Annotated in this window: 23 protein-coding genes; 14 read left to right on the forward strand and 9 right to left on the reverse strand. The window is 67.1% G+C overall.

Translation table 11 applies throughout. From position 1 onward, the window contains the following. Window positions 1-9: 9 nt before the first annotated feature. The 7 genes from DMB86_RS10265 to DMB86_RS10295 all read right to left on the reverse strand — a co-directional run bounded on the left by DMB86_RS10265 (window position 10) and on the right by DMB86_RS10295 (window position 7,203). Entirely contained in the window at window positions 10-1,113 is a 1,104-nt protein-coding gene (locus DMB86_RS10265; RefSeq protein WP_113717665.1) for an enolase C-terminal domain-like protein, read from the reverse strand. A gap of 1 nt (window position 1,114) precedes the next feature. Beyond that, window positions 1,115-2,908: a thiamine pyrophosphate-requiring protein gene (locus DMB86_RS10270; protein ID WP_113717666.1), complete on the reverse strand. Its 1,794-nt coding sequence runs from the start codon at window positions 2,906-2,908 to the stop codon at window positions 1,115-1,117. Window positions 2,909-2,920: 12 nt separating this feature from the next. Further along, window positions 2,921-4,570 carry a GMC family oxidoreductase gene (locus tag DMB86_RS10275; RefSeq protein WP_113717667.1) on the reverse strand — a complete coding sequence of 550 codons (1,650 nt, stop codon included), beginning with the start codon at window positions 4,568-4,570 and terminating at the stop codon, window positions 2,921-2,923. Continuing rightward, window positions 4,567-5,229, reverse strand: coding sequence for a gluconate 2-dehydrogenase subunit 3 family protein (locus tag DMB86_RS10280; RefSeq protein WP_113717668.1), 663 nt, complete (start codon window positions 5,227-5,229; stop codon window positions 4,567-4,569). The genes DMB86_RS10275 and DMB86_RS10280 overlap by 4 nt, the downstream gene beginning before the upstream one ends. Beyond that, window positions 5,226-5,708 (reverse strand): hypothetical protein, encoded by a 483-nt coding sequence (locus DMB86_RS10285; RefSeq protein WP_227878301.1) that lies wholly within the window; start codon window positions 5,706-5,708, stop codon window positions 5,226-5,228. Before DMB86_RS10285 ends, DMB86_RS10280 begins: the two co-directional genes overlap by 4 nt. A gap of 65 nt (window positions 5,709-5,773) precedes the next feature. Beyond that, window positions 5,774-6,106 carry a hypothetical protein gene (locus DMB86_RS10290; RefSeq protein ID WP_113717669.1) on the reverse strand — a complete coding sequence of 111 codons (333 nt, stop codon included), beginning with the start codon at window positions 6,104-6,106 and terminating at the stop codon, window positions 5,774-5,776. After that, window positions 6,103-7,203, reverse strand: a complete 1,101-nt coding sequence (locus DMB86_RS10295; protein ID WP_171814444.1) for an SDR family oxidoreductase — start codon at window positions 7,201-7,203, stop codon at window positions 6,103-6,105. Before DMB86_RS10295 ends, DMB86_RS10290 begins: the two co-directional genes overlap by 4 nt. 383 nt (window positions 7,204-7,586) lie before the next feature. Between DMB86_RS10295 and DMB86_RS10300 the strand changes: the two genes are divergently transcribed. From DMB86_RS10300 to DMB86_RS10320, 5 genes are all read left to right on the forward strand, one after another. Continuing rightward, window positions 7,587-9,080 (forward strand): sugar porter family MFS transporter, encoded by a 1,494-nt coding sequence (locus tag DMB86_RS10300; protein ID WP_227878302.1) that lies wholly within the window; start codon window positions 7,587-7,589, stop codon window positions 9,078-9,080. 315 nt (window positions 9,081-9,395) lie between these two features. Beyond that, window positions 9,396-10,241, forward strand: coding sequence for a DUF1206 domain-containing protein (locus DMB86_RS10305; RefSeq protein ID WP_227878303.1), 846 nt, complete (start codon window positions 9,396-9,398; stop codon window positions 10,239-10,241). 43 nt (window positions 10,242-10,284) lie between these two features. Continuing rightward, window positions 10,285-10,839: a type 1 glutamine amidotransferase domain-containing protein gene (locus tag DMB86_RS10310; protein ID WP_227878304.1), complete on the forward strand. Its 555-nt coding sequence runs from the start codon at window positions 10,285-10,287 to the stop codon at window positions 10,837-10,839. A gap of 179 nt (window positions 10,840-11,018) precedes the next feature. Then, a complete protein-coding gene (locus DMB86_RS10315; RefSeq protein WP_113717674.1) occupies window positions 11,019-12,494 on the forward strand; it encodes an MFS transporter in 1,476 nt (491 codons plus the stop codon). 52 nt (window positions 12,495-12,546) lie between these two features. After that, window positions 12,547-13,005, forward strand: coding sequence for a universal stress protein (locus DMB86_RS10320; protein ID WP_113717675.1), 459 nt, complete (start codon window positions 12,547-12,549; stop codon window positions 13,003-13,005). Between the two features lie 5 nt (window positions 13,006-13,010). Here DMB86_RS10320 and DMB86_RS10325 read toward each other — a convergent pair whose 3' ends face one another. Then, entirely contained in the window at window positions 13,011-13,448 is a 438-nt protein-coding gene (locus DMB86_RS10325; protein WP_171814445.1) for a hypothetical protein, read from the reverse strand. A gap of 470 nt (window positions 13,449-13,918) precedes the next feature. Here DMB86_RS10325 and DMB86_RS10330 point away from each other — a divergent pair, with 470 nt between their 5' ends. The 5 genes from DMB86_RS10330 (at window position 13,919) to DMB86_RS10350 (ending at window position 18,530) form a co-directional block, all read left to right on the forward strand. Then, window positions 13,919-14,341, forward strand: a complete 423-nt coding sequence (locus tag DMB86_RS10330) for an NAD(P)H-binding protein (RefSeq protein ID WP_113717677.1) — start codon at window positions 13,919-13,921, stop codon at window positions 14,339-14,341. 10 nt (window positions 14,342-14,351) lie between these two features. Then, complete coding sequence (locus tag DMB86_RS10335) at window positions 14,352-15,368, forward strand: aldo/keto reductase (RefSeq protein ID WP_113717678.1); 1,017 nt, start codon at window positions 14,352-14,354, stop codon at window positions 15,366-15,368. A 98-nt stretch (window positions 15,369-15,466) separates the two neighbouring features. Further along, entirely contained in the window at window positions 15,467-16,357 is an 891-nt protein-coding gene (locus DMB86_RS10340) for a helix-turn-helix transcriptional regulator (RefSeq protein ID WP_113717679.1), read from the forward strand. A 120-nt stretch (window positions 16,358-16,477) separates the two neighbouring features. After that, entirely contained in the window at window positions 16,478-17,257 is a 780-nt protein-coding gene (locus tag DMB86_RS10345) for an IclR family transcriptional regulator (RefSeq protein WP_113717680.1), read from the forward strand. Window positions 17,258-17,333: 76 nt separating this feature from the next. Further along, a complete protein-coding gene (locus DMB86_RS10350) occupies window positions 17,334-18,530 on the forward strand; it encodes a 4-hydroxybenzoate 3-monooxygenase (protein WP_113717681.1) in 1,197 nt (398 codons plus the stop codon). Between the two features lie 35 nt (window positions 18,531-18,565). On the opposite strand, the gene DMB86_RS10355 is transcribed toward DMB86_RS10350, so the two are convergent. Then, entirely contained in the window at window positions 18,566-19,138 is a 573-nt protein-coding gene (locus DMB86_RS10355) for a flavin reductase family protein (RefSeq protein ID WP_113717682.1), read from the reverse strand. A gap of 220 nt (window positions 19,139-19,358) precedes the next feature. Between DMB86_RS10355 and acs the strand changes: the two genes are divergently transcribed. From acs to DMB86_RS10375, 4 genes are read left to right on the forward strand one after another with little or no spacing between them, the layout of a single operon-like run. Next, window positions 19,359-21,428 (forward strand): acetate--CoA ligase, encoded by a 2,070-nt coding sequence (gene acs, locus DMB86_RS10360; RefSeq protein ID WP_113717683.1) that lies wholly within the window; start codon window positions 19,359-19,361, stop codon window positions 21,426-21,428. After that, the gene (gene sfnG / locus DMB86_RS10365) at window positions 21,425-22,657 is read left to right on the forward strand and encodes a dimethylsulfone monooxygenase SfnG (RefSeq protein WP_113717684.1); all 1,233 of its coding nucleotides are present in this window, start codon (window positions 21,425-21,427) and stop codon (window positions 22,655-22,657) included. The genes acs and sfnG overlap by 4 nt, the downstream gene beginning before the upstream one ends. After that, window positions 22,658-24,004 carry an O-acetylhomoserine aminocarboxypropyltransferase/cysteine synthase family protein gene (locus tag DMB86_RS10370; protein WP_113717685.1) on the forward strand — a complete coding sequence of 449 codons (1,347 nt, stop codon included), beginning with the start codon at window positions 22,658-22,660 and terminating at the stop codon, window positions 24,002-24,004. It begins immediately after the preceding gene. Then, window positions 24,001-24,495, forward strand: coding sequence for a CoA-binding protein (locus DMB86_RS10375; protein WP_113719475.1), 495 nt, complete (start codon window positions 24,001-24,003; stop codon window positions 24,493-24,495). Before DMB86_RS10370 ends, DMB86_RS10375 begins: the two co-directional genes overlap by 4 nt. Window positions 24,496-24,539: the final 44 nt, after the last annotated feature.

Consider the following 24,539-nt stretch of genomic DNA (forward strand, 5'->3'; position numbering starts at 1 on the left):
TGTCCGCGGTCAGGCCACCCGGAATTTCTCCAGGCTGCTCGTCCGGATGGCCAGCCCGTTCCCTGGCTCCGACGACGGTCGCAGCTCGCCGCCCTGCGGGTCCAGGCAGCCGTCGAAAAACATGTTTTCGATGCGTACATGGTCATGAAACCACTCCAAGTGCCGGAAGTTGGGCGTGGCGGCTGCGGCGTGGACGGTCATATGCGGGGCGCAGTGCCCGGAAATTTCCAGGTTGCAGGCCGCCGCGAGCGCGGCGATCCGCAACCACCCGGTGATGCCCCCGCAGCGGGACACATCGGCCTGCACGCAATCCAGGGCATCCGCGGCGCACATGCGCCAGTAATAGCCAAGGTCCGTCCCGTATTCGCCGGCGGCGACGTCGGCGTCCACGCGTCCGCGGACCTCGCGCAGGCCCGCGAGGTTGTCCGAGGACACGGGCTCCTCAAACCAGCTGATGTCCAGGTCGTGGACCTTCTGCATGACCCTGATGGCCTGTTTGGCCGTGTAGGCGCCGTTGGCATCGACAAACAACGCGGCTCCGGGTCCGATGGCGTCGCGCGCCTGGCGCATCCTGGCGACGTCCCGGTCTTCCCTGGTGCCAAACGATTCGCCGATCTTTATTTTGGCCCGCGGGATCCCTTGGCCGTGGACCCAGCCTGCCAGCTGGTCGGCGAGCTGGGACCTGCTGTAGGTGGTGAAACCTCCGCTGCCGTAGATTCCGACATCGTCGCGCACGGCTCCCAGCAGGCGGTGCAGCGGCAGGTGGAGCAGCCTGGCTTTCAGGTCCCACAGGGCGCAGTCCACTGCCGAGATGGCATAGCTGGCGGTTCCTGGACGCGGGGTGTTGCGCGTTGCGTGTGCCATGGCCTGGGACGCACGGCCCACGTCGAGGGCGGGCATGCCCAGGACCACGGGGGAGAGGAGATCCTCGGCCAGGGCCGAGCAGGCGGCGGGCCCGTACGTCCAACCGAAGCCTGTGGTGCCGCCAGCGCGGACTTTCACCAGAACCAGTGTGGTGGAGTCCCAGGCGAAGGTGCCGTCCCCCTCCGGCGCGTCGGTGGGCACAGTATACGCCGCGGCCTGCAGTTCCTCGACGGCCGGATCCCCGTCCATCTCAGCCTTCCTTGTGCGGGAGTGCCTCCTGCAGTTTGGTCTTAACTCCCTCCTTGATGAATCCCCAGGCGCTGGAGTCGCCCTTGATGACGGATTTGGCGCTGTCCAGCGCCTGCTGGAAGGTGGCGTGCGGTGGAATCGGGGGGACATCGGGATCGACACGGACGTCGAGGACGGTGGGCCGGTCGGCGGCCAGCGCGCGCTCCCAGGCGGGGCCGACGTCGTCGGGCTTGTCCACCGTGATGCCCTGCAGGCCCAGCAGGTTGGCGAATTCGCCGTAGGGGACATCGGGCAGCGCCTGCGAGGCCTCAAATGCCGGGGCTCCCTCCATGGCGCGCATCTCCCACGTGACCTGGTTGAGGTCGTCGTTGTGCAAAACGGCCACGATGAGGCGCGGATCGGCCCATTCCTGCCAGTAATGCTTGATGGTGATCAGCTCCGCCATGCCGTTCATCTGCATGGCGCCATCCCCGACAAAGGCGACGACGGGGCGGTCGGGGCAGCCGAACTTCGCCCCGATGGCGTACGGCACGCCGGGCCCCATGGTGGCCAGGGCGCCGGAGAGGGAGCCGCGCATGTCGTCGCGGAACCGCAGCTGGCGGGCGTACCAGTTGGCGCTTGAACCCGAATCCGCCGTGACGATCGCATTCGACGGCAGCCGCCCGGAAAGCTCGGAAAACAGCAGCATCGGGTTGATGGGATCTGCGGAAACCTGGGCTTCCTTGTCCATGGTTTCCCACCAGCGGGCCACGTTGTCCTCAATGGTGGTGCGCCAGGAGGTGTCCTCGCGGGGCTTCAGCAGCGGGATCAGGGCCTCCAGTGCCGTTTTCGCGTCCGCGACGATGTTGCGCTCGTAGCCGTACCGCAGTCCGATCATTTTCGCGTCCACGTCGATTTGCACGGCGCGGGCCTGGCCCGGTTCGGGCATGAACTGGGTGTAGGGGAAACTGGAACCCACCGTCAGCAGCGTGTCGCAGTCGCGCATCATTTCGTAGCTTGGACGGGTGCCGAGCAGCCCAATGGAGCCGGTGACGTAGGGGAGTTCGTCGGAAAGGACGTCCTTGCCCAGCAGTGCCTTGGCCACCCCGGCGCCCAGCAGGTCCGCCACCTCCATCAGTTCCTTGCGGGCGCCGCGGGCGCCGGCGCCAATGAGCATGGCCACCTTCTTGCCGGCGTTGAGGATGGCGGCCGCTTCCCGGATGGCCGCAGCGTCGGCACTGATGGTCGGCCACTGCACGCCCAGGCTCGAGGGAACCATCTTGAACGCGTGGGTGGGCGCTGAATAGGGCATCTCCTGCACGTCTGAGGGGATGATGATCGCGGTAGGGGCACGTTCAGCCAGCGCGATCCGGATGGCGCGGTCCAGGACGTTGGGGAGCTGCTCCGGGACGGTGACCATCTGGACGTAGTCGCCGGCGACGTCCTTGAACAGACTCAGCAGGTCGACTTCCTGCTGGTAGGAACCGCCCATGGCGCTTTGGGCAGTCTGGCCCACGATGGCGACGACCGGCACGTGGTCCAGCTTGGCGTCGTAGAGGCCGTTGAGCAGGTGGATGGCGCCGGGCCCCGAGGTCGCCATGCACACCCCCAGGCGGCCGGTGAACTTCGCGTAGCCGACGGCTTCAAAGGCGGACATCTCCTCGTGCCTGGACTGGACAAATTTTGGCTTGTTTTCCGCCCGGCCGAACGCGGCGAGCGTTCCGTTGATTCCGTCGCCGGGGAAAGCGAATACGTGGTCCACTCCCCATTCGCGCAGCCGCCCGAGCAGAAAGTCCGAAACTGTTTCCTTGGCCATGATGATGTCCTTTCAGTGCTGCCTGTGTCCGGTGCCGGCCCGGCTGCCGGCGATAAGGCCAGCCGCCGTGCGGGCGGCGATGGCCATGATGGTCAGGGCCGGATTCGCGCTGCCCTGGGTGGGCAGCACGCTACCGTCCACAATGAGCAGGTTGGGTACGGCGAAGCTCACGCAGTCGGCGTTGACCACGCCGGCGTCTTCGCTGGCCGCCATCCTGGCGCCGCCGACCAGGTGGGCATAGCGGTCGATGGTGATGACCTCGTCGGCGCCGGCGGCGGAGAGGATGTCTTCCATGCGGGCTTGCGCCGCCCGCATCAGTGCCTTGTCGTTGTCACATTGCGAGTAGCTGAAATTGGCCACCGGCATGCCGCGGCGGTCCTTTTCATCCGCGAGCGTGATCCGGTTCCCGGCCTGGGGGAGGAACTCGCACAGCGCGCCCAGGCACGCCCAGTGCACGTAGTCGCTCATGTACTTCCGCAGATCCGTGCCCCAGTGGCCCTGGGCCATGACGTGTTCGGCCCAGGTGATGGGCAGCGGCGAAACGGTCTGGATGGAGAAGCCACGCTTGTAAGGCTTGGCGGGGTCCGTTTCGTAGAAGTCCTCGCTGCTGACCTCCGGCGGCGGCGCCTTCCACATGCGCACCTCCGCATCGAAGCGGCCGGCGGTCTGCGGCGCCCCCTGGACCATCAGATAGCGGCCCACCTGGTCGAAGTCGTTGCACAGTCCGTCGGGGAAACGCTGCGTGGCGGAGTTGAGCAGCAGCCGTGGTGTCTCGATGGAGTAGCCGGCGACGGCGACCATGCGGGCACGCTGGAAATGTTCCGTTCCGCGGTGCTCATAGTGGACGCCGGTGGCCCGACCGGTGCGTCCGTCCACGGCCACGCGCGTGACCATGGTGTCTGCACGGACCTCGGCGCCGTGGGCCAGGGCGTCAGGGATGTGGGTGATGAGCGGGGAGGCCTTGGCATTGACCTTGCACCCTTGCAGGCAGAACCCGCGGTAGATGCAATGCGGCCGGTTGCCGAACCGGCCGTTGGCGATGGCCACCGGCCCCACCTTCGCCGTGACGCCCGCCTTCAGGGCCCCGCGTAGAAACGCCTCGCCGTTGCCCGACACGGGGTGCGGCCGGTGCGGGTAGCCGTGGGGGTCCCCCCACGGCCAGTGTTCCCCGGCCACGGGCAGTTCCCCTTCCACGTCCTGGTAGAACGGGCGGAGGTCTTCATAGCGCAGGGGCCAGTCGGCGCCGACGCCGTCCGCCGAGTACGTGTGGAAGTCGCTGGGGTGAAAGCGGGGGACGTAGCCGGCGAAGTGGACCATGGAACCGCCAACACCGCGCCCCGAGTTGTTTGACCCCAGCGGAACCGGGTCCGTGCCGGAGATGACCCGCGGCTCCGTCCAGTACAGGTCATGGGAACCGGCCTCGTCGCTGACCCAGTCTGTTTCAGGGTCCCAAAACGGGCCGGCCTCCAGGACCAGCACCCGCCACCCGGCCCGGGCCAGGCGCTGCAGGAGCGTGGAACCGCCGGCGCCGGCGCCCACCACCACCAGGTCCACCTCGTCGCCGTCGTCGAAGCGCCGCATGCCCTCCCGCAGCCCGGGGTCAAGGCCGGGGCCGGCCGGCAGCAGCCAGGCGGACTCGTTGCGGTCCCGGACGCCCGTCATGTCCGCCTCCGCAACGGGTCCTGGCGCGGCCTTGAATCGGCCACTTCGGTGGGCTCAAGGGCGTTCAGGCCAAGGTTCTTGTACCCGCGCGGATAGGCCGGACCGGTGAAGCCGATCTCGTCCCACGCCCACGGGTGGGAGTAGAACGCCGTACAGGCGTAGCGGGTCCACAGGCTCCACACGTGGGACGCGGGCCAGTCATGCCAGCGGTCCTTGCCGAGGTTCTGGATGCTTTGCAGCACCCGGTGCTGCTCATCCCAGCTGGCCCGCGCAATCGGCCCGCCGCAGCGGAGCCGGGCGTCGTCGTCCAGCCAGGCCAGCGAGACCCGCCAGGCCCGCCCGTCGTCGGGCATCCCCTCATAATGCCAGCCGTCGGTTTCAGCTTCGGCCAGCCGTGCGTCCACCATCTGCACGATCGGGATGCGGGGTTCCTCCCTTTGGCCCAGCAACTGGTTGAACAGGGCGTCCGCGGCCGCCTCCTCGGCGGGCGTCAGGAAACGCATGTGCGGCTGGCGGCCCAGGCGCTGCATCACCACCGACGACGTGGAAGGGTCCCAGTGCCCCGACAGGTCCTCGGTGCGCAGCCCCGGAAACCGGCCCCCGCCGTCGTGCGCCGCCAGGGGCAGCGTCTTCGATTGGCCAGTTTTGGGAGCTTTCACCGTTCCCGCCTCAGGATGCCCGCCAGCAGCCCCATGGCCCCGACCATGGTGACCAGCAGGGGCGCCAGCAACGGCGGTCCCATCTCCATGTTGTAACGCAGGTTGGCGAAGCCGCCCGGCTTCTGCGCGATGCCCCGCGCATGCAGCCAGGTGCCCTGGAGCCCGTTGGCAACGATGATGGCCGAGGCCACGGGCAGGGCCGTCTTGGCCATGCGCCGGCTGAAGAACCCGGCGACGCCGGCCGCCGCCCCGACAGGGCCGAGGACGACCGGCGCCCACATCCACGGGTTGCCGAAACTGGCCTTGTCATGCTCAAAGAAAATCTCCGCCGCGGTCACCAGCGATCCCACGGCGGTCACCGCGGACAGGGAGCGCTCGAACCGTCCGGTCTCGATGTTGTGCACCATCCGGTCGATGCCGACCAGTGCCTCCGCAACCAGCTCGGGGGATTGTTCGTGTCGTTTAAAGTGGGCGGTCATTGTCGCTCCTGCCAGTATCGTGTGCTTCGCCGGGATTGGGTTCTTGCCAGCCATGGGACCTCGGCTCATGCGTTTTCCAGGGCGGCGAAGGAACCTGCGATGACCGCGTCGATGGCGGCGGGCCGCCGCAGGCGTCGGGAAGCTGCGGCCAAGGCGACCATGGTGGCGCAGTGTGCCAAGTCGACCAGGGAGAACATCCTGTGCAGCGTGTGCGGGGCCGAGAGCCGGTCCGCCCCGGCCAGCACCATGCCCTGTGCGACGTGCCGTGCGCCAAGGATCCGCATGACGGCGACCGCGCCCTTGGGCGGAGGCCCTCCTGACAGCACCCGGTAGACCCCCGACGGCCAGATCAACTCGCACGCCCCGCAGCAGATGCGCACCAGTTCCAGCGGCTTCATCGCGCCGTCCGCCGCACCAGTGCCAGGGCCGCGGCCGCACCGGCAAGTGCCGTGCCGGCGGCGGCCAGCAGCCCGTGATGCTGGGACGCCCACAGTTGCGTGCTGGAGGCCGCGGACCGGTCGTCGAAGGCGCCGTGCGCGCCGTAGTCGCGTTCGACGTCGGCCGGTTTCCACAGGTTGGCCGGCTGGTCCTCCGGCTTCGGCTCCCCGGTCTGCTGCGACTCGTAGCCCGTGCGGGCCAGGTACCGGTCCAGCACCGCGGGAACCAACGCGTTGGCTGCGAGGACTTTCATGGTGCTGCCGCCCACCCAGTACTCGCGCCGCCGGGGATGGTCGGCCGCGTAGAGCACGGCCCGGGCTGCCACCTCGGGCTGGTAGATGGGAGGCACCGGCTGGGCCTTGCGTGGAAGGCGGGAGAGCACCCAGGAGAACTGGGGCGTGTTGACGGCAGGCATCTGGACCATGGTGGTGTGGATGCCGCTGCGGTCGTGCAGGAGTTCGCAACGCAGGGCCTCGTTGAATCCCTGGATTGCGTGCTTTGCCCCGCAGTAGGCGCTTTGCAACGGGATGCCTCGGTAGGCCAGGGCCGAGCCCACCTGGACGATCGTGCCGCGGTTCCGCGGGCCCATGAGACGCAGGGCGGTCATGGTGCCGTACACGTAGCCAAGGTAGGAGACCTCGGTGACGCGCTTGTATTCCTCGGGACTGATTTCGGTCAATGGCGCGAAGACTGACGTAAACGCGACGTTGACCCACACGTCGATCGGCCCGAGCTCCTCCTCGATGCGCCGGGCAGCAGCGTCCACCTCGTCCGCGACGGCCACGTCCACGGGTATGGGCAGCGGTGTCCCGCCCGCGGCCGCGACCTCGGCAGCCGCGGCAGAGAGCCCCGCCGCGCCGCGGGCCAGGAGCGCCACCTTGGCCCCCGTCCGGCCAAAGGCAACGGCGGTGGCCCGTCCGATGCCTCCGCTGGCACCGGTGACGACCACGACCCGCCGCCCGCCGCCCGCGCCCACGGGCGCCGGCACTGGGGAAACCGGGGAAGGGGAGGCGGATGCGCCGTGCGTTGTGGTGGACGGTTCCGTGGAAGCATTCATGGGACATCCTTCGGCAAGAGAATCGGCGATGCGCGGCCGACGTTGCTTGCCGGCCAGCGGAGTCCCACGCCTGAGCCAAGCTCCGCAGGCCCCGCACGATGGTCCGTTCGGCCTGCCCGGCGTGTGATCTCCACCTCTCTCGACGCTATCGCTGCTCCCGGACATTGTCCACAGCCCACCGCCGGACTGGCAATTGTCCGCGGACGGCAGACGGGCGCACAATGACCTTAGCGGTTTGCTTTGTCGCGGCCTCACGGCAGTTCCGGGCGACGCCGGACGATGCCCGAAGGCCCGTTGACGGGCCGTCACAGTGTCAGCCGGGCGTAGGCCGGCTCTGCTGGCAGACGATTCACCGCAGGTCCGGCCGGGAAGCGGGGAGTGGCATGAGAACGCACGGAGATGAAGAACCACGGCAGGGCGGGATCCGGGGGCAAGGGGACTCCGGGCGTGGCCGGCCAATGCAGGACGGCGGGCAGGGGCTCCGCTCGGTCCGGCGCAAGGTCTATTCCGCCACGGTGGCCGCCGCGCTTGGCGGGCTGTTGTTCGGCTTCGACACCTCGGTCATCAACGGGGCTGTCAATTCCATCCAGAAGACATTCACCTTGGACGCGGCGGTGCTTGGATTCACGGTCGCCATCACGCTTCTGGGATGTGCCGTGGGAGCGTGGTTCGCGGGCCAGCTGGCCGACGTGTGGGGCCGGAAAGCGGTCATGGTGCTTGCGGCGGGCCTTTTTGTCGTCAGTTCCATCGGGTCAGGGCTGGCGGTGGCCGACTGGAACTTGATGGCATGGCGCGTCATCGGCGGTCTGGCCATTGGCATCGCATCGGTGATCGCGCCGGCATACATCGGCGAGATCGCCCCGGCACGTTTGCGCGGCGGACTCAGTTCCCTTCAGCAGCTCGCCATCACAGTGGGCATCTTTCTCGCCCTGCTTTCCGATGCGTCCCTGGCCCGCGTGGCCGGTGCCGCGGGCAATGCCTTGTGGTGGGGCCTGCCGGCATGGCGGTGGATGTTGTTGGTGGGTGTGATTCCCGCGGTAGTGTATGGGCTGCTGTCGCTGCGCATCCCGGAATCACCGCAATTCCTGATTCGGGCCGGCCGCAAGGATGAGGCCTTGGACGTGATCCGGACCGTCACGGGAGCCGCCGACCCGGAAAAGCGCTTGGCGGAAATCCAGGAGAGCATTGAGGACGAGCGGCGTTCCACCTACCGGGACCTCCGCGGGCCGGCACTGGGGCTGGCGCCGATCCTGTGGATCGGCATCGGGATGGCCGCCTTCCAGCAACTGGTGGGCATCAACGCGATCTTTTACTACTCCACGACCCTGTGGCAGTCCGTGGGCTTCAGCCAGCAGGACTCGTTCACCACCTCGGTCATCACGGCCTCCATCAACGTGGCGCTGACGTTTGTCGCGATATTCTTCGTCGACAGGGTGGGACGGAAAAAGCTCCTGTTGGCGGGATCGGTTGGCATGTTCATCGGGTTGGTGGCAGCCGCGCTCGCTTTTGCGCATGCCGCCGGTTCCGGCACGTCAATCACGTTGCCCGCCCCGTGGGGGGCCATTGCGCTGGTGGGTGCGAACCTGTTCGTCATCTGCTTTGCCGCGACGTGGGGTCCGGTCATGTGGGTCGTGCTCGGCGAGGTATTTCCCAACAAGATGCGCGGCCTTGCGCTCGGCGTGGCCACAGCCTTCAATTGGATCTTCAACTTCCTTGTCACGCTCCTTTTCCCGGTCATGAGTGCCGCCGTCGGGCTGGGCTTCGTGTACGCCGGCTTCGCCTTCTTTGCGGCGCTGTCCTTCTGGTTCGTCAAGGCCCTTTTGCCGGAGGTGAGCCGGCTGGAGCTGGAAGACAAGACCAAACTGGACCGGCGCTGAATCCGCCAGCGTGTCCGGGCATTTCATTGCGTATGTCGGGGAATGGGAATAGCGTTAAATGATGAGCCGCCATGGCGGCAAAGGGAGGCCGGTTTTCCACTGCGCGCTGTATTCCGGAGAGTGGATCCGCGGTCCTTCAAGCCCGGGAAGCAGCGCCGGCCATGACGTCAATGCTGCGCAACCCACCAACCGACAACGGCCCATCCGGCAGGCGATGATCAGCATGGTGCCATTTGTTGTAACAGCCATTACTGGCCGGACGCGCAAAGGCGTTTTGCACAGGTAGGAAGGCCGGATTCGGGTGAAGGGTCAACGGTGAAGGAAGAATTGCGGGACGCCACCGACACTGCTGAGCGTGTGAAACGGTCGCCGCTGTTCACGGCGGCGGCCCGGGCCGGCTTTGTCGTCAGCGGGCTGCTGCACGTCCTCATCGGTTCTGTGGCAATCAGGATTGCCTTCGGGGCGACCGGTGCCAAGGCTGACCTGAGCGGTGCCGTGGCCTTGATCGCTGCAGACCCGGGAGGACTCGTGATGTTGTGGGTGGGCGGCATCGCGTGCGCGGTCCTCTGCCTGTGGAACCTGGGAAACGCCTTCTTCGACCACGGCCCCCGCAAGGGCGGCGCGGGCGTCCACCGAAAGGGCGGGTTGTTGCACACCCTGTCCTCCCTGGCCCAGGTCATCGCCTATGCCCTCCTCGCCGTGACCTTCGTCGCGTTCGCCGTCGGACATGCGAGTAGCAGCAGCCAGTCGACAAGCGACTGGACGGCGAAGATCATGAAGCTGCCCTGGGGACCGACGGCCCTGATTGGGCTCGGCGGCGTCATCGCCGTCGTCGGGTTTGGATTCATCATCAGGGGGTTGGCACGCGCGTTCCGCAAACAACTGATCCTTCCGCACTCCGGACCCGTACGCACCTTCGTCACCGTCCTAGGCGTGGCGGGATACGTGGCCAAGGGGATCGTCCTGCTGCTGGTCGGGCTGTTGTTCATCATGTCCTCACTGGGGGCGCGCCCCCAGCAATCGACCGGCTTGGACGGCGCCCTCAAGGGCCTGCGCGCACAGCCCTACGGTGTGTATGTCCTCGTCTTCGTAGGCGCAGGACTCATCTGCTATGGCCTGTACCTGATGGTCAAAGCCCGGTATGCGGACATGCGGGCATGACGACCCACACATCTGGACAGTACAAGGCGAAGGGAATATTCAGTTGGCACACGAATTGGACGGCAAGACCATCGCGTTTCTGGCCGCACCCTCGGGCGTGGAACAAATTGAACTCGTCGCCCCGTGGGAGGCGGTCGTTGCTGCCGGGGGCACACCGGTCTTAGTGTCGACTGCCCCCGGCGAGCTGCAGGCGTTCCACCATGACACGGAACCGGCGGACACGTTCCACATCAACAAGACAGTTCAGGAAATTCCCGTGGAACGCTGTGACGCCCTGGTCCTGCCGGGTGGAACCACCAACTCTGACAAGCTCAGGCTCAGTCCGGAGGCTGTGGACTTCGTGGCCGCCATCGTTGCTGCCCACAAATCCGTGGCGGCCATCTGCCATGGTCCGTGGATGCTGGTGGAGGCAGGCGTCCTTCCCGGCAAGACCCTCACCAGTTGGCCGAGCCTGCGCACGGACGTCCGCAACGCCGGCGGAACATGGATCGACGAACCAGTCCACGTGTGCCCGGAGCTGGGCTGGACCCTGGTGACCAGCCGCAAGCCCGACGACCTGCCCGCATTCGTGAAGGCGATGGTGACGGCGTTCATGTAAGCCTTGATGGGGCCCGGCGCCGTGCCGACAAGGGACCGCGCTTGGCCCAGGGCAGTTTTTTGGCACAGAACAGTTCTAAGGCATAGCAATTTAAGATGGGTCCGACCCGGACCAGCGCGGCCCAGGTCGAGGCGACCGCCGTTCAGCAATGAACCGGGTGTGGGATCGAGGCAATAAGAATGGTCACAAGCAATGCGGGGGCCCGGCAGGTGCGTTCACTCGTGCCGGCACGAATGGACCGGCTGCCCTGGACAAAGTTCCATTGGACTGTCATCTTTGGGCTTGGCGTCTCGTGGATCCTCGACGGGCTGGAAGTCCAAATTGTCGCCACGGCCGGTTTCCAGCACGACCTGCACATGTCATCGGCCCAGGTCGGCCTCACCGGGACCATCTACCTGCTCGGCGAAGTGGTGGGGGCCCTTTATTTCGGCAGGCTGGCCGACAAACTCGGCCGGAAGCGCCTGTTTATCCTCACCTTGGCCATCTACCTCGCAGGCAGCGGCATTGGCGGCCTCGCCTTCGCCATGTGGTTCCTATGGATCTTCCGGTTCATCGCCGGCATGGGCATTGGCGGCGAATACACGGCCATCAACTCCGCCATCGACGAATTGATCCCCTCGCACTACCGCGGGCGGGTGGACATCGCCGTCAACGGCACGTACTGGGCGGGCGCGGCCCTCGGTGCGACAGCGAACCTGTTCCTGTTGGCGGACACGGGCTTCGCCAACAGCTGGGGCTGGCGCATCGGCTTCTTCATCGGGCCGCTTTTAGGCCTGATCATCATCTACGTGCGGCGGCACATCCCGGAGAGTCCGCGCTGGCTGATGACGCACGGGCGTGAGGATGAGGCCGAGAGCACCGTCGATGAGATCGAAGCGGACATCCGGGCCGCCGGCCACGAACTCCCCGAGGTGGATGATTCCAAGGCACTGGAAGTCTCCCCGCTGCCCAGCGTTCCGTTCCGCCAGGTGGCGCGGGTATTCCTGCGCGAGTACCCGAAAAGGACCTTTCTGGGTTTGAGCATGATGATCACCCAGTCGTTCCTGTACAACGCGATCTTCTTCACCTACGCGTTGGTCTTGCAAAAGTTCTATGGCGTCTCACTGAGCGGCATCACGTTCTACTTTTTCCCGTTCGCCGTTGGCAACCTCCTCGGCCCGCTGGTCCTCGGCCCGCTTTTCGACACCATCGGACGGCGCAAGATGATCTTCGGCACCTATGCGCTCTCCGGCCTTGTGCTGGCGGTGTCCGCGGCATTGTTCCAAGCGGGATTGCTGAACGCCACGACGCAAACCATCTTCTGGTGCGTCGCGTTCTTCTTTGCCTCGGCCGGCGCGTCCTCGGCCTACCTGACGGTCAGCGAAATTTTCCCCCTTGAGCTGCGCGGCCAGGCGATCTCCTATTTCTTCGCCATCGGACAGATCGCCGGTGCCGTTGCCCCTGTCCTTTACGGCTCCATGATTGGCGACGGATCAAGCCGGGGACCGCTGGCCGCAGGCTACTACCTCGGCGCGGCCGTCATGGCCGCCGGCGGAATCATCGCCCTGATATTCGGGGTGAATGCGGAGCGGCAGTCGCTTGAATCAATCGCCGACCCCCTTTCCAAAGTCGGGGGCGGCAACGAAGGCGCCGGGCAAGCCGGGGCCGGACGGTAAGACCATTTAACCACCGTTCGACGGGCCCGGAACGGGAAGCGAGGAGTCGATCATGGCACGGGTAGTTGTGGGGGTCAGCGCTTCCAGCGGGTCCCCAGGGGCGTTGGCGGCAGGGCTCGAACAGGCGCGGTGGCGGGATGCCGAACTGGTGGCCGTCCAGGCCTGGCGTCCGGCCCGCCCGCCGTCGTCCCCCGGCGGACGGATGCCGGGCGTGAGCCGCGACGTCGAAGCGGACCAACGGGCGGCGGAAGCCGAACTAAAGGAGCACGTGGCCGCCGCTGTCGCCCGGGCGGGTGGCAGCGGGCTCAACGTGCGCTGCGAACTGAGGCGCGGCGCTCCAGGGGCGGTGCTTGTGAGCGCCTCCGCCGGAGCGGACCTGCTTGTCCTGGACGCGCCGGGACGGCCGGTGGCAACGCGATCACCAATGCTCGCGCACCGCATCATCTACCAGGCATCCTGCCCGGTGCTGGTCCTGCCGCCAGCAGTCCAGGTGGCGGCGCGGACCAGGTGAGCCGGCTAAAGGGGTCGGACCAGACGAAAACCGCATCGGCAGCGCAGTATCTTGGCGGTGCTCATGAAGCCCGAAAAGTCCGGCGCGTCGTCGGCGCCGGCATCCTGCATGACTTCCCCGCAGTGGATGTATTCGTGTCCGAAGTGCAGCACGCCCGGCGCCGCAGGCTCCATGTCAAGGAGGTTGGCCACCTGGCCGACCGTGGCTACGTGGGCGTAGTAGCCCTCGCACACGGCGCAGGAGTACTCGACTTCCACCAGGTCACGCGCGGCCGGGGACAGGGGCCCGATGGACTCGACCACAAGGTTTTCGTCCGTGTCGCAGTCCTCGCACCACGGCCGCCCGTCCGGGCCCCTCATGTCCTCAGTGTGTGCGTCTGTTGCCGGAGTAATGGTCATGGCCGTTCCCTCAGCGACGACCAACGCCGTGGCCTGAAGTGCCATTGCCCCACCGTCTGCGTGGAGCGGTGGCTGGGGCAGTTGGCGGTGCGTTTACCGTGTGAGTGCATCATTGCAAGCATCATCGAAAGCCCAACGGTGGAAGGATAATCATGGAGGTTTGAACCCCCGCCATTTGCTTAGGCGTTCAGCGCCATCGCTGACGATCCCATCCTAGCTTCGGCCGCCTTCCCCGTCCATGAAACAGTGACAGCTCCGCCCGGTCCGAGTTCCGACGCGCTCCAGAACAGGGCATGCGCTGCCGTCGGCCCATTCCCGTCAAGGCCGGCGGTCTACCAGGTGGAACAGGTACCGCCGGTACCCCGATCCGCAGGGACTCCCAGGATGGGCCCGGCAGGTGTTGACTGGAAAAGCGCCGGCCAGCCTGGTGTCGACAGGATACAGCGGCATAAACCGGCCGGACGGCAACACCCCCCCCGGCCAGACCGGGACAAGGAATCTGAAGGAGGCGCGGCATGACAGAGAACACGGAGGGGCCCGGGACGCTGCTTGTCGTCGGGGCGACGGGACGTGTCGGCCGTTACGTCGTCACCGAGGCAGTCCGGCAAGGCTTCACGACCCGTGCCCTCGTGCGCGATGCCTCGCGTGCCGGCCGGCTCGACGGCAGCGCCCACGACTGGAAACGGCGCGGCGAACGGCTGGTCCGGGCCAGCGGCAACCCCTACACGATAGCGCGGCCCGGCTGGTTCGACTACAACGGCGGCGACCAGCTGGCGATCACCCTGCCGCAGGGCGACACGCGGCACGCCGGGAGCCCCGCGGACGGGGTCATCGCCCGGCACCAGATCGCCCGCGTGCGGGACCAGTCCACCATGCCCGACAACGCCGAACCGGACAGAGTGCGCCGGGACCTCGGCACGCTGACATCCACCAAATAAGGAGCAAGTCATGGAATACCGCCTTTTGGGACGCACCGGCCTCGAAGTCAGTCCGCTGTGCCTGGGCACAATGATGTTTGGCGACTGGGGAAACCAGGACGTCACCGATTCGACCCGGATCATCCACCACGCCCTCGACGCCGGCATCAACTTCGTCGACACCGCCGACGTGTACTCCGCCGGCGGCTCGGAAGAAATCGTCGGGAAGGCACTCGCGGGACGGCGCGACGACGTGGTGCTGGCCACCAAGTTCTTCATGCCGATGGGGGAGGGACCCAACCGCGGCGGCGGCTCCCGGAAATGGATCATGCAGGCGGTGGAGAATTCCCTCCGGCGCCTCGGCACCGACTACATCGACCTCTATCAGGTGCACCGCCCCAGTGCGCTGATGGACGTCGAGGAGACCCTTGGCGCCCTGACCGACCTGGTCCGGCAGGGCAAAGTGCGCTACATCGGGTCCTCGTCATACTCCGGCAGCCAGATCGTCGAGGCCCAGATCGCTTCACGCGAGGGACACCTTGCCCGGTTCGTCACCGAGCAGCCGCCCTACTCGATCCTGGTCCGCGGCATCGAGGAGGACATCCTGCCAACCGCACGGCGCCACGGCATGGGAATCCTGACCTACAGCCCGCTGGCCGGCGGGTGGCTTTCCGGAAAGTGGCGCAAGGAGTCGGCGCCCACCCCCACCTCGGCTGCGCGCCCCGGCGCCCGCTTCGACATGACGAGCACAGCGAACCAGCGGAAGCTTCAGGTCGTCGACGCGCTCGCCGATGTCGCTGACGACGCCGGGATGAGCCTCATTGAGCTCGCGATCGCCTTTGTGATCAACCACCCGGCCGTCTCCTCCGCAATCATCGGGCCCCGGACGATGGAGCAGCTGGACTCCCAGCTGCCCGCTGCCGGTGTGGCATTGTCCGAGCACATCCTGGACCGCATCGACGCGCTGGTGGCCCCCGGTGTGACGATGAATCCGGACGACAACAGCTACGGCGCCAACGAACTGGCGACGTCCGCGCGCCGCCGCTGAATGGCCGGGCCGGCCGCGGAGGGAGGCGCCGCTATCGGCCGCGGGAGGTACCCACGGACCCTCCCTCGGTGCGCGGCCGCCCGGTAAAGTTGGTTCCTATGGATGCACGGAATGAAATCAGGGAGTTCTTGTCCTCGCGCCGCGCGAAGATCACTCCGGAACTGGCGAAGCTGCCCGCGTATGGAGTCAACCGCCGGGTCGCCGGGCTGCGCCGCGAGGAAGTCGCCCTGCTCGCCGGAGTGAGCGTCGACTACTACACGAAGTTGGAGCGCGGAAACTTCGGCAGCGTCTCAGAAAGCGTGCTGTACGCCCTCGCCCGGGCACTGCAACTGGACGAGGCTGAACGTGAACACCTCTTTCACCTCGCCACGAGGACGGCGGCCATCAGGCCTGGACGGCGCCGGACGCCGGCGCGGACCGTACGCCCGGCGGTGCAGCGCGTTGTCGACGGGCTGGCGGATGCGCCCGCGTTTGTGCGCAACAACCGCCGCGACCTGCTGGCCGCCAACACCATGGGCCGGGCCCTGTACTCCGAGCTGTACCGCCACCCCGAGGCTGACGGCACCGTCAACACCGTCCGTTACCTCTTCCTCGACAAGGGCGCCCGTGACTTCTTCAGCGACTGGGAAAAGGCCGCCACCGACGTCGTGGCGAACCTGCGCACGGAAGTCGGCCGGGATCCGCACGACGCCGGCCTGCAGGATCTGGTCGGTGAGCTGTCGACCAAGAGCCGGGACTTCTCCCGGCTCTGGGCCGCACACGATGTCAGCTACCACGACACCGGGTTCAAGGTCCTTCACCACCCCGTGGTCGGCGACCTGCAACTGACCTTCGAGGTGATGGACCTGCCGGCGGACGTCGGACAGTCCCTGGTGGTTTACGGCGCCGAGCCCGGTTCGACGACCGAGGAGGCGCTGCGGCTGCTGTCCATTTGGGCGGCGACCAACGAGCAGCATTCAAGGGTTGAAGAGGCCAGGCTCAACTCCTGAGCCGCCACCTGGCCGCCGTCGCCTGGCCCCGGGCCCGCTCCCGCGGCGCAGCCCGCATGATTGCGTCCGGCGGTCCAAGGCGGACGGGACAGGGCACCGGCGGCATGCAACCATGTCCCTATGGCAAATTCGAAGTCCGGGGACTCGTCGCTGGACCGCTGGGTGCGCATACTGCAGTCCTTTGATCCCGAAGTGCCCGCCATGACGGTGCGGGAACTCGCGGCACGGGCGGGCCTGCCCCTGGCCACGGCGTACCGGCTCGTGGACCAGCTGGTCGGCCACGACTTTTTGCGCAGGGACGACGGCGGACGCGTGAGGCTCGGGCTGGGGTTGTGGGAGCTGGCCAGCCGCAGCTCAACTGCCCTGGACCTGCGTGAAGCCGCCATGCCGTACATGGAGGATGTCCAGGCGGTGGTGGGCCAGCACACCCAGCTCGGCGTCCTGAGCGATGATGAGGTGCTTTTCATTGAGCGGCTGTCGGGCCGGGACTCCGTTGTAAACCAAGCCCGCGTCGCCGGCCGCCTTCCAATTCACAAGAGCTCGTCGGGCGTGGTGCTGCTGGCGTTCTCCCCGTCCCAGGTGCAGGAAGGCTATCTCGCGCGCCACCCCCAGGCCGGCCTGCCCGGCCAAGGCGGTCCGGACGGTTTCCGGCGGGTGTTGGCGGAAGTGCGGGCGCAGGGCTTTGCGTCCTTTGACGGGCTGGTGGACGCGGACACCATGGGGATCGCCGTGCCCGTCCGCGGCCGGGGAAACGCTGCCACGGCCGCATTGGGCGTGGTGGTGGCCCGGGGGAGCGGCAGCGTCCAGTCGGTTCTGCCTGCCCTGCTGACCGGCGCGCGCGGCATCGCACGCGCCATCGGGGAGCAGCCTGGCCACGCACCCCGCATTCCCATTCATTGAGAAAGAGGCGGCCGGGCGCCGCTGCCGGTGCCACAGTTGGGGGAGACCCGCTTCACAGCTGACACAGGAGACGCCCATGAACACCGAGCCCCACATCATCACCACCCAGGTCGGCATCGTCGGTGCCGGCCCGGCAGGGCTCATGCTCTCCCACCTGCTCGCACGCGCCGGCATCGCCAACATCGTCATCGAGACGCGGGACCACAGCACGATCCAAACCACCCAAAGGGCGGGAATCCTCGAGGCCGGGTCCGTGAGAATGCTGACGGATACGGGAGTCGACGGACGGGTGCTCACACACGGCCACCGCCACGACGGGATCGACCTGCGCTTCAACGGCGTCAGCCACCGCCTGAACTTCCAGGACCTGGTGGGGGAATCGGTGTGGCTCTATCCCCAGAATGAGGTCTTTGTGGACCTGGCCGCGGCGCGCAAGCGCGACGGCGGCGACGTCCGCTTCTCCGTGACGGACACCGAGGTCCTCGACCTGGAATCGGGGGTGCCCAAGATGCGCTTCACCGACGCGGGCGGGCAGCGCGTCGAGGTGCATGCGGACATCATCGCCGGCACCGACGGCTCGCGGGGCATCTGCAAGCGGGCCATCCCCGCCACGGACCGCACCGACAACTTCATCAGCTACCCGTTCGCCTGGTTTGGCATCCTGACGGAGGGCCCGCCCAGTGCCCCCGAGCTGATCTACGCCAACTCGGCCCACGGGTTCGCCTTGATCAGCCAGCGCAATGAGCACGTGCAGCGGATGTACTTCCAGTGCGATCCGGAAGAGGACGCCGGCGCCTGGACCGAGCAGCAGATCTGGGACGAACTGCAAAAGCGCGTGGACGGACCCGACGGATTCACGCTCCAGCGAGGTCCCATCGTTGAAAAGACCGTGCTGCCCTTCCGCTCCTACGTCTGCGAACCCCTGCGCCACGGGAACCTCTTCCTCGCCGGCGACTCGGGCCACACGGTGCCGCCCACCGGAGCCAAGGGCCTCAACCTGGCGCTGGCGGACGTGAAGGTGCTGTCCGAGGCGGTCGAATCGTTTTACGGGACCGGTTCCAGGGACCTGCTCGACGGCTACAGCGCCAAGGCGCTGGAGCGGGTCTGGAAGGCGCAGAACTTCTCCTACTGGATGACCAGCATGCTGCACAGCAGAGAGGACCAAAGCAGTTTTGAGCGCAAGCGCATCCTCGGCGAGCTGAACAGCGTTGCCACCTCGCGTTACGGGCAGCAATACCTGGCCGAGGCCTACACCGGCTGGCCCCACGGCTAAGGCCTGCCCCGCGCCCGCCTCAGCGCACGAAGAGCTTATGCCATGACCGAGGATTCACTCAGGGAGTGCCAGGTGCGGTTGTGGTACACCAGCGGCCGCGCCTGCTGGGCGGCCCGTTCGTCGTCCCGGGGCAGGTCCACCTGGAGCACCTGCACGGCCACCACGGTGGAGTCCCCGACATCCATTTGGTTGACAATCCGGCCGCGCATCCACGCGTTCGACTGCGGCAGGTACGGCTCACCGGAGATCAGCCGGGACCAGATGCCGGTGTCGGCAAACCGGTCAATGCCGCTGGTGGCAAAATTCTTGGCGAGGTCGATCTGGTCGGCTCCGAGCAGGTGGATGACCACCGTCTCCGCCTTTTTGACGGTGGGCGTTGAGGACGACGATGACGACAGCGAAAACACGACCAGGGGAGGGCTGGCGGAGACGGAAATGACCGAGGTGGCAGTCAGGCCGACAGGCCCCGCCCCGACGTCGGCGGTGATGACGGCCACGCCCGCCGGGTGGTTTCGGAACACGGCCTTGAAATCGTCCGCACTGAGCATGTCGGCAAATCCGTGCTGGGACGCCGGCCTGTGGTCGGCGAGCGCAGTTGATGGCGCCATGGATCCTCCGTTCAGTGCGGCCGGAAGCGGCCCGGCCTGCGGCTGCAGTCCTGGATGACAAAGTATCACCGCGATGAACTATTGGACGATTTTTCGTGACGAATCATGGCTAAAGCGCGCCGTGGTTCTATGGAGTGACCATTTGTGACCAGCAAATTTGGTGCGGGGCGGCGTTGTGGGGTCTCATGGTGAGGGAATCGAGCGGTCCCCGCCAGCATTGATGGAGTATTTTTTGAGTTCGACCGTTGCCAGCTCGGCCCCTGCCCCCGTGAGCCTTGCCCCCGCACAGACCGCCGTACCCGCCGGTGCCACGTCACGGGCGGCCCAGGCGGATGGCGCCCGCGTGACATTTTGGGCTGAACAGGCACTCCGGCTGGACTGGGCCGAGCCGTGGCACACCACCCACACCTTTGAACCGGCAGGTGCCCCGAGCATGGACGCAAGCCCGGACCACGACACCGAACTCCGCGTCCCTGCCATCGAATGGTTCGCGGGCGGCAGGCTCAATGCCGCGGTCAACTGTGTGGACAGGCACGTGCGCGCCGGCAAGGGCGCCAAGGTGGCGCTGTTCTTTGAGGGTGAGCCAGGGGACCGCCGGGCAGTCACCTACCGGGAACTGCAGGATGAGGTCTGCCGGGCCGCCAACGCACTGCAGGCCCTCGGCATCGGCAAGGGCGACAGGGTGGTCATCTACCTCCCCGTCATCGTCGAAACCATCGTCATCACTCTGGCCGTGGCCCGGATCGGGGCCATCCACTCGCTCGTTTTCGGCGGCTTCTCGGCCGAGGCGCTGAAGTTCCGCGTCGAGGACACGGGAGCGAAGCTGCTGGTCACCACCGACGGCCATTTCCGCCGCGGGGCGGCCGTGCCCGTCAAGGCCAACGCCGACGCCGCCGTGTCCGGGGATAACTCCATCGAACACGTCCTGGTGGTCCGGCGGACCGGGTCCGACATCGAGTGGACCGACGGCAGGGACATCTGGTGGCATGACGCCGTCGGCCATGCCAGCCCCGAGCACACGGCCGAGCACTTTGACGCCGAGACGCCCCTGTTCATCATGTACACCTCCGGCACCACCGGCCAGCCCAAGGGCCTGGTCCACACCACCGGCGGCTACCTGACGCAGGCCTCCTACAGCCACGAACTCCTCTTCAGCCATCCGGACCCGACCCTGCGGGACCGCGACGTGCACTGGTGCACCGCGGACCTCGCCTGGGTCACGGCGCACACCTACGAGATCTACGGCCCGCTCTCCAACGGCGCCACCCAGGTCATCTACGAGGGCACCCCCACCACGCCCCACCCCGGCCGCCACTTCGACATCATCGAACGGTACGGCGTCACCAGCTACTACACCGCGCCCACCCTGGTCCGATCGCTCATGGGCTGGTTTCCCGACGGCGTCCCGACCCACCACGACCTCTCCTCCATCCGCCTGCTGGGCACTGTGGGCGAGGCCGTCAACCCGCAGGCCTGGCACTGGCTCCGTGACCAGCTGGGCCGCGGCACGGCCCCCATGGTGGACACCTGGTGGCAGTCCGAGACCGGCGCCACGATCCTGTCCCCACGCCCCGGCGACGCCGCCTTCAAGCCGGGGTGCGCGTCCCGCGCCCTGCCCGGGGTGGGCGTGCGGATAGTGGACGACGCCGGAGAAGACGTGGCGCCCGACGTGCAGGGTCTCCTTGTGGTTGACGCCCCGGGCCCGGCCATGGCCCGCACGGTGTGGGGCAACCCGCAGCGCTACCTGGACTCCTACTGGCGCAAGTTCGCCAAGCAGGGATACTTCCTGGCTGGCGATGGCGCGCGCTATGACGCTGACGGCGACATCTGGATCCTGGGACGCGTGGACGACGTCATCAACGTATCCGGGCACCGGCTATCCACGATCGAGATTGAATCGGCGCTGGTGTCCCACCCGGCCGTGATCGAGGCCGGCGTCACCCCGGTGGCGGACCCGCTGACGGGACACGCCGTTGCCGCCTTTGTTGTCCTCCGGCCTGCCGCTGCGGATGCCGGCAGCGACATCCGCGAGGCACTCCGGGCCCACGTGGCACAGAAGATCGGCCCCATCGCCAAGCCGGCCGCCGTCGTCGTGGTCCCCGACGTTCCCAAGACCCGTTCCGGGAAGATCATGCGCAGGCTGCTGACCCAAATGTTTGAGGGAACGCCCCTGGGCGACACCACCTCGCTGCAAAACGAAGAGTCACTCTCCGGCATCGCCGCGGCCATTGCCCGGCACCAAAAGACCCGGCACCTAAAGACCCGGCACAACAAGAAGGAACGCCCATGAGCAACGCACCAGAAACGATCGCAGACCTCGCCACGCCGCTCAAATTTGCGTATTGGGTCCCCAACGTCTCCGGCGGCCTGGTGGTCAGCACCATCGAACAGCGCACCGACTGGAGCTTCGACTACAACAAGAAGCTGGCCCGGATCGCCGAAAACAGCGGTTTTGAATACGCGCTGACCCAGGCCCGCTACGCGGCCTCCTACGGGGCCGACCAGCAGCACGAGGCCACCAGCTTTTCCCTGGCGCTGCTGGGCGCCACGGAACGGTTGAAGGTCATCGCCGCCGTCCACCCGGGCATGTGGCACCCCGGTGTGCTGGCCAAGTTCATGATCACCGCCGACCACCTCTCCAACGGCCGCGCCGCCGTGAACATCGTCTCCGGCTGGCTCAAGGACGAGTTCACCAACTTCGGCCTGCCCTGGCTGGAGCACGACGAGCGCTACGTGCGCACGGAGGAATTCATCAGGATCCTGCGTGGCCTGTGGACCGAAAGTGAATTCTCGCAGTCGGGCAAGTACTACGACATCAACAAGTTCACCCTGCGGCCGGGCCCCGTGGACGTGCCCGGCCGGGCGCACCCGGAGATCTTCTTTGGCGGCAACTCCACCGCGGCCCAGGCCACCGCCGGCCGCGTGGCGGACTGGTACTTCTCCAATGGCAAGGACCTGGAAGGCTTCAGCGAGAACATCGACGGCGTGCTGGCGGCGGCCGGGCCGCTGGGCCGCAAGCCGCGCTTTGGCCTCAACGGCTTTGTGATCGCGCGCGACAGCGCAAAGGAAGCCCGCGAGACCCTGCGCGAGATCGTGGCCAAGGCCCACAAGCCGGCCGTGCAGGGCTTCAGGGATGCGGTGCAGGAGGCAGGCGCATCCACCAAGGACGGCAAGGGCATGTGGGCGGACTCCTCCTTCGAGGACCTGATCCAGTACAACGACGGCTTCAAGACGCAGCTGATCGGCACGCCCGAGCAGATCGCCACCCGCATCGTCGAGTACAAGAAGCGCGGCGTGAACCTGTTCCTGACCTGCTACCTGCACTTCCAGGAAGAGGTCGCCGCGTTCGGCCGCGACATCCTGCCGATCGTGCGCGAACTTGAAGCAGACCTTGCCCGCAAGCACGGCACCGAACTGGACACGTCGCGGTTGCCCGTGGTTTCGACAGGGTCAACCACCGGACTGGGCTCAACCGCAGGTCTGGGTTCAATCGCAGCTCTGGAAGGGGCTGCTGTCTAAATGTCCGATCACCAGTTTGGCTTCCGGACCCGCGCGCTGCACGCCGGCGGTACGCCCGATGCCGAGCACGGCGCCCGGGCCGTGCCCATCTACCAGACCACCTCGTTCGTGTTCAAGGACACCGACGACGCTGCCAACCTGTTTGCGCTGCAAAAGTACGGCAGCATCTATTCACGCATCGGCAACCCCACCGTGGCCGCCTTTGAGGAGCGCATCGCTTCTTTGGAAGGCGGGATCGGGGCCGTCGCGACGTCGTCGGGCATGGCGGCGGAATTCATCACCTTCGCCGCGCTGGCGGGGGCCGGCGACCACATTGTGGCGTCCTCCAAGCTGTATGGCGGCACCATCACGCAGCTGGACGTGACGCTGCGCCGCTTCGGGGTGGACACCACCTTCATCGACTCGACCGAACCGGCCGATTTCGCGGCCGCAATCCGGGAGAACACGAAGGCGGTCTACACGGAGATCGTGGCCAACCCGTCCGGGGACATCGCGGACCTGGAGGGGCTGGCCGCAGTGGCGCACGACGCCGGTGTCCCCCTGGTCGTCGACGCCACGCTGAGCACTCCGTACCTGATCCGGCCCATCGAGTTCGGGGCGGACATCGTCATCCACTCCGCCACCAAGTTTTTGGGCGGGCACGGCACCACCCTGGGCGGCGTTGTCGTCGAATCCGGCCGGTTCAACTGGGGCAACGGCAGGTTCCCGTCCATGACCGAGCCCGTGGCATCCTACGGCAACGTGTCCTGGTGGGGGAACTTTGGGGAGTACGGCTTCCTGACGAAGCTGCGCTCCGAGCAGCTGCGCGACATCGGTCCGTCGCTGTCCGCGCAGTCCGCGTTCCAGCTGCTGCAGGGTGTGGAAACGCTGCCCCAGCGCATGGATGAGCACCTGCGCAACGCCGCGGCCGTGGCCGCATGGCTCGACGCCGATGAACGCGTCTCGTGGGTCAATTTCGCCGGGCTGCCCGGCCACCCGCACTACGAACGCGGGCGGCGCTACCTGCCCCACGGCGTCGGCTCCGTGTTTGCCTTCGGTGTCCGTGGTGGCCGGGAGGCGGGCAAGGTGTTCATCGACGCGCTGCAGCTGGCCAGCCACCTGGCCAACATTGGCGACTCGCGCACGCTGGTCCTGCACCCGGGCTCGACAACGCACCAGCAGCTCTCCGCTGAGCAACTTGAAGCCGCCGGCGTGCCCGGGGACCTGATCCGCATCTCCGTGGGTCTGGAGGACCTGGCCGACATCCTGTGGGACCTGGACCAGGCACTGGACGCGGCCCAGGCATCCGCGGGGGAACCTGAGGCATGCGCGGCGGCCCCTTCCTGCACGATCGGGGCATCGGCATGAGCACCGTGGAACGACGCTGGACGGGGCCCTCGGCCCCCGAACGGCTGGCCATCCTGCGCAGGACGCAGTCCATTGCGATCGTGGGGGCCTCGGACAAGCCGTCCCGCGCCAGCTACTTTGTGGCCACCTACCTGCTGTCCTCGAGCCGCTACCGGGTCTACTTTGTGAACCCCGTGGCGACGGAGATCCTGGGCAAGCCGGTGTACAAGACGCTGGCCGTGCTGCCGGAGGTCCCTGACCTTGTGGACGTGTTCCGCAAGCACGACGATCTCCCGACCGTCCTGGAGGAAACGCTGGCCGTGGGCGCCAAGACGTTGTGGCTGCAGCTGGGATCCTGGCATGAGGACGTGGCGATGAAGGCCCAGGCCGCGGGGCTGGAGGTGGTCATGGACCGCTGCGTGAAGATCGAGCACGCCCGCTTCCATGGCGGCCTGCACCTGGCGGGCTTCGACACCGGCGTGATCTCCTCCAAGCGCCAGGTGGTGGCGTAGCCTTTTCCGTGGCATGTCCCGATCCCGGAATGGGTCCGGGCCTT

The sequence above is a fragment of the Arthrobacter dokdonellae genome, from assembly GCF_003268655.1.
Classification (GTDB): Bacteria; Actinomycetota; Actinomycetes; order Actinomycetales; family Micrococcaceae; genus Specibacter; species Specibacter dokdonellae.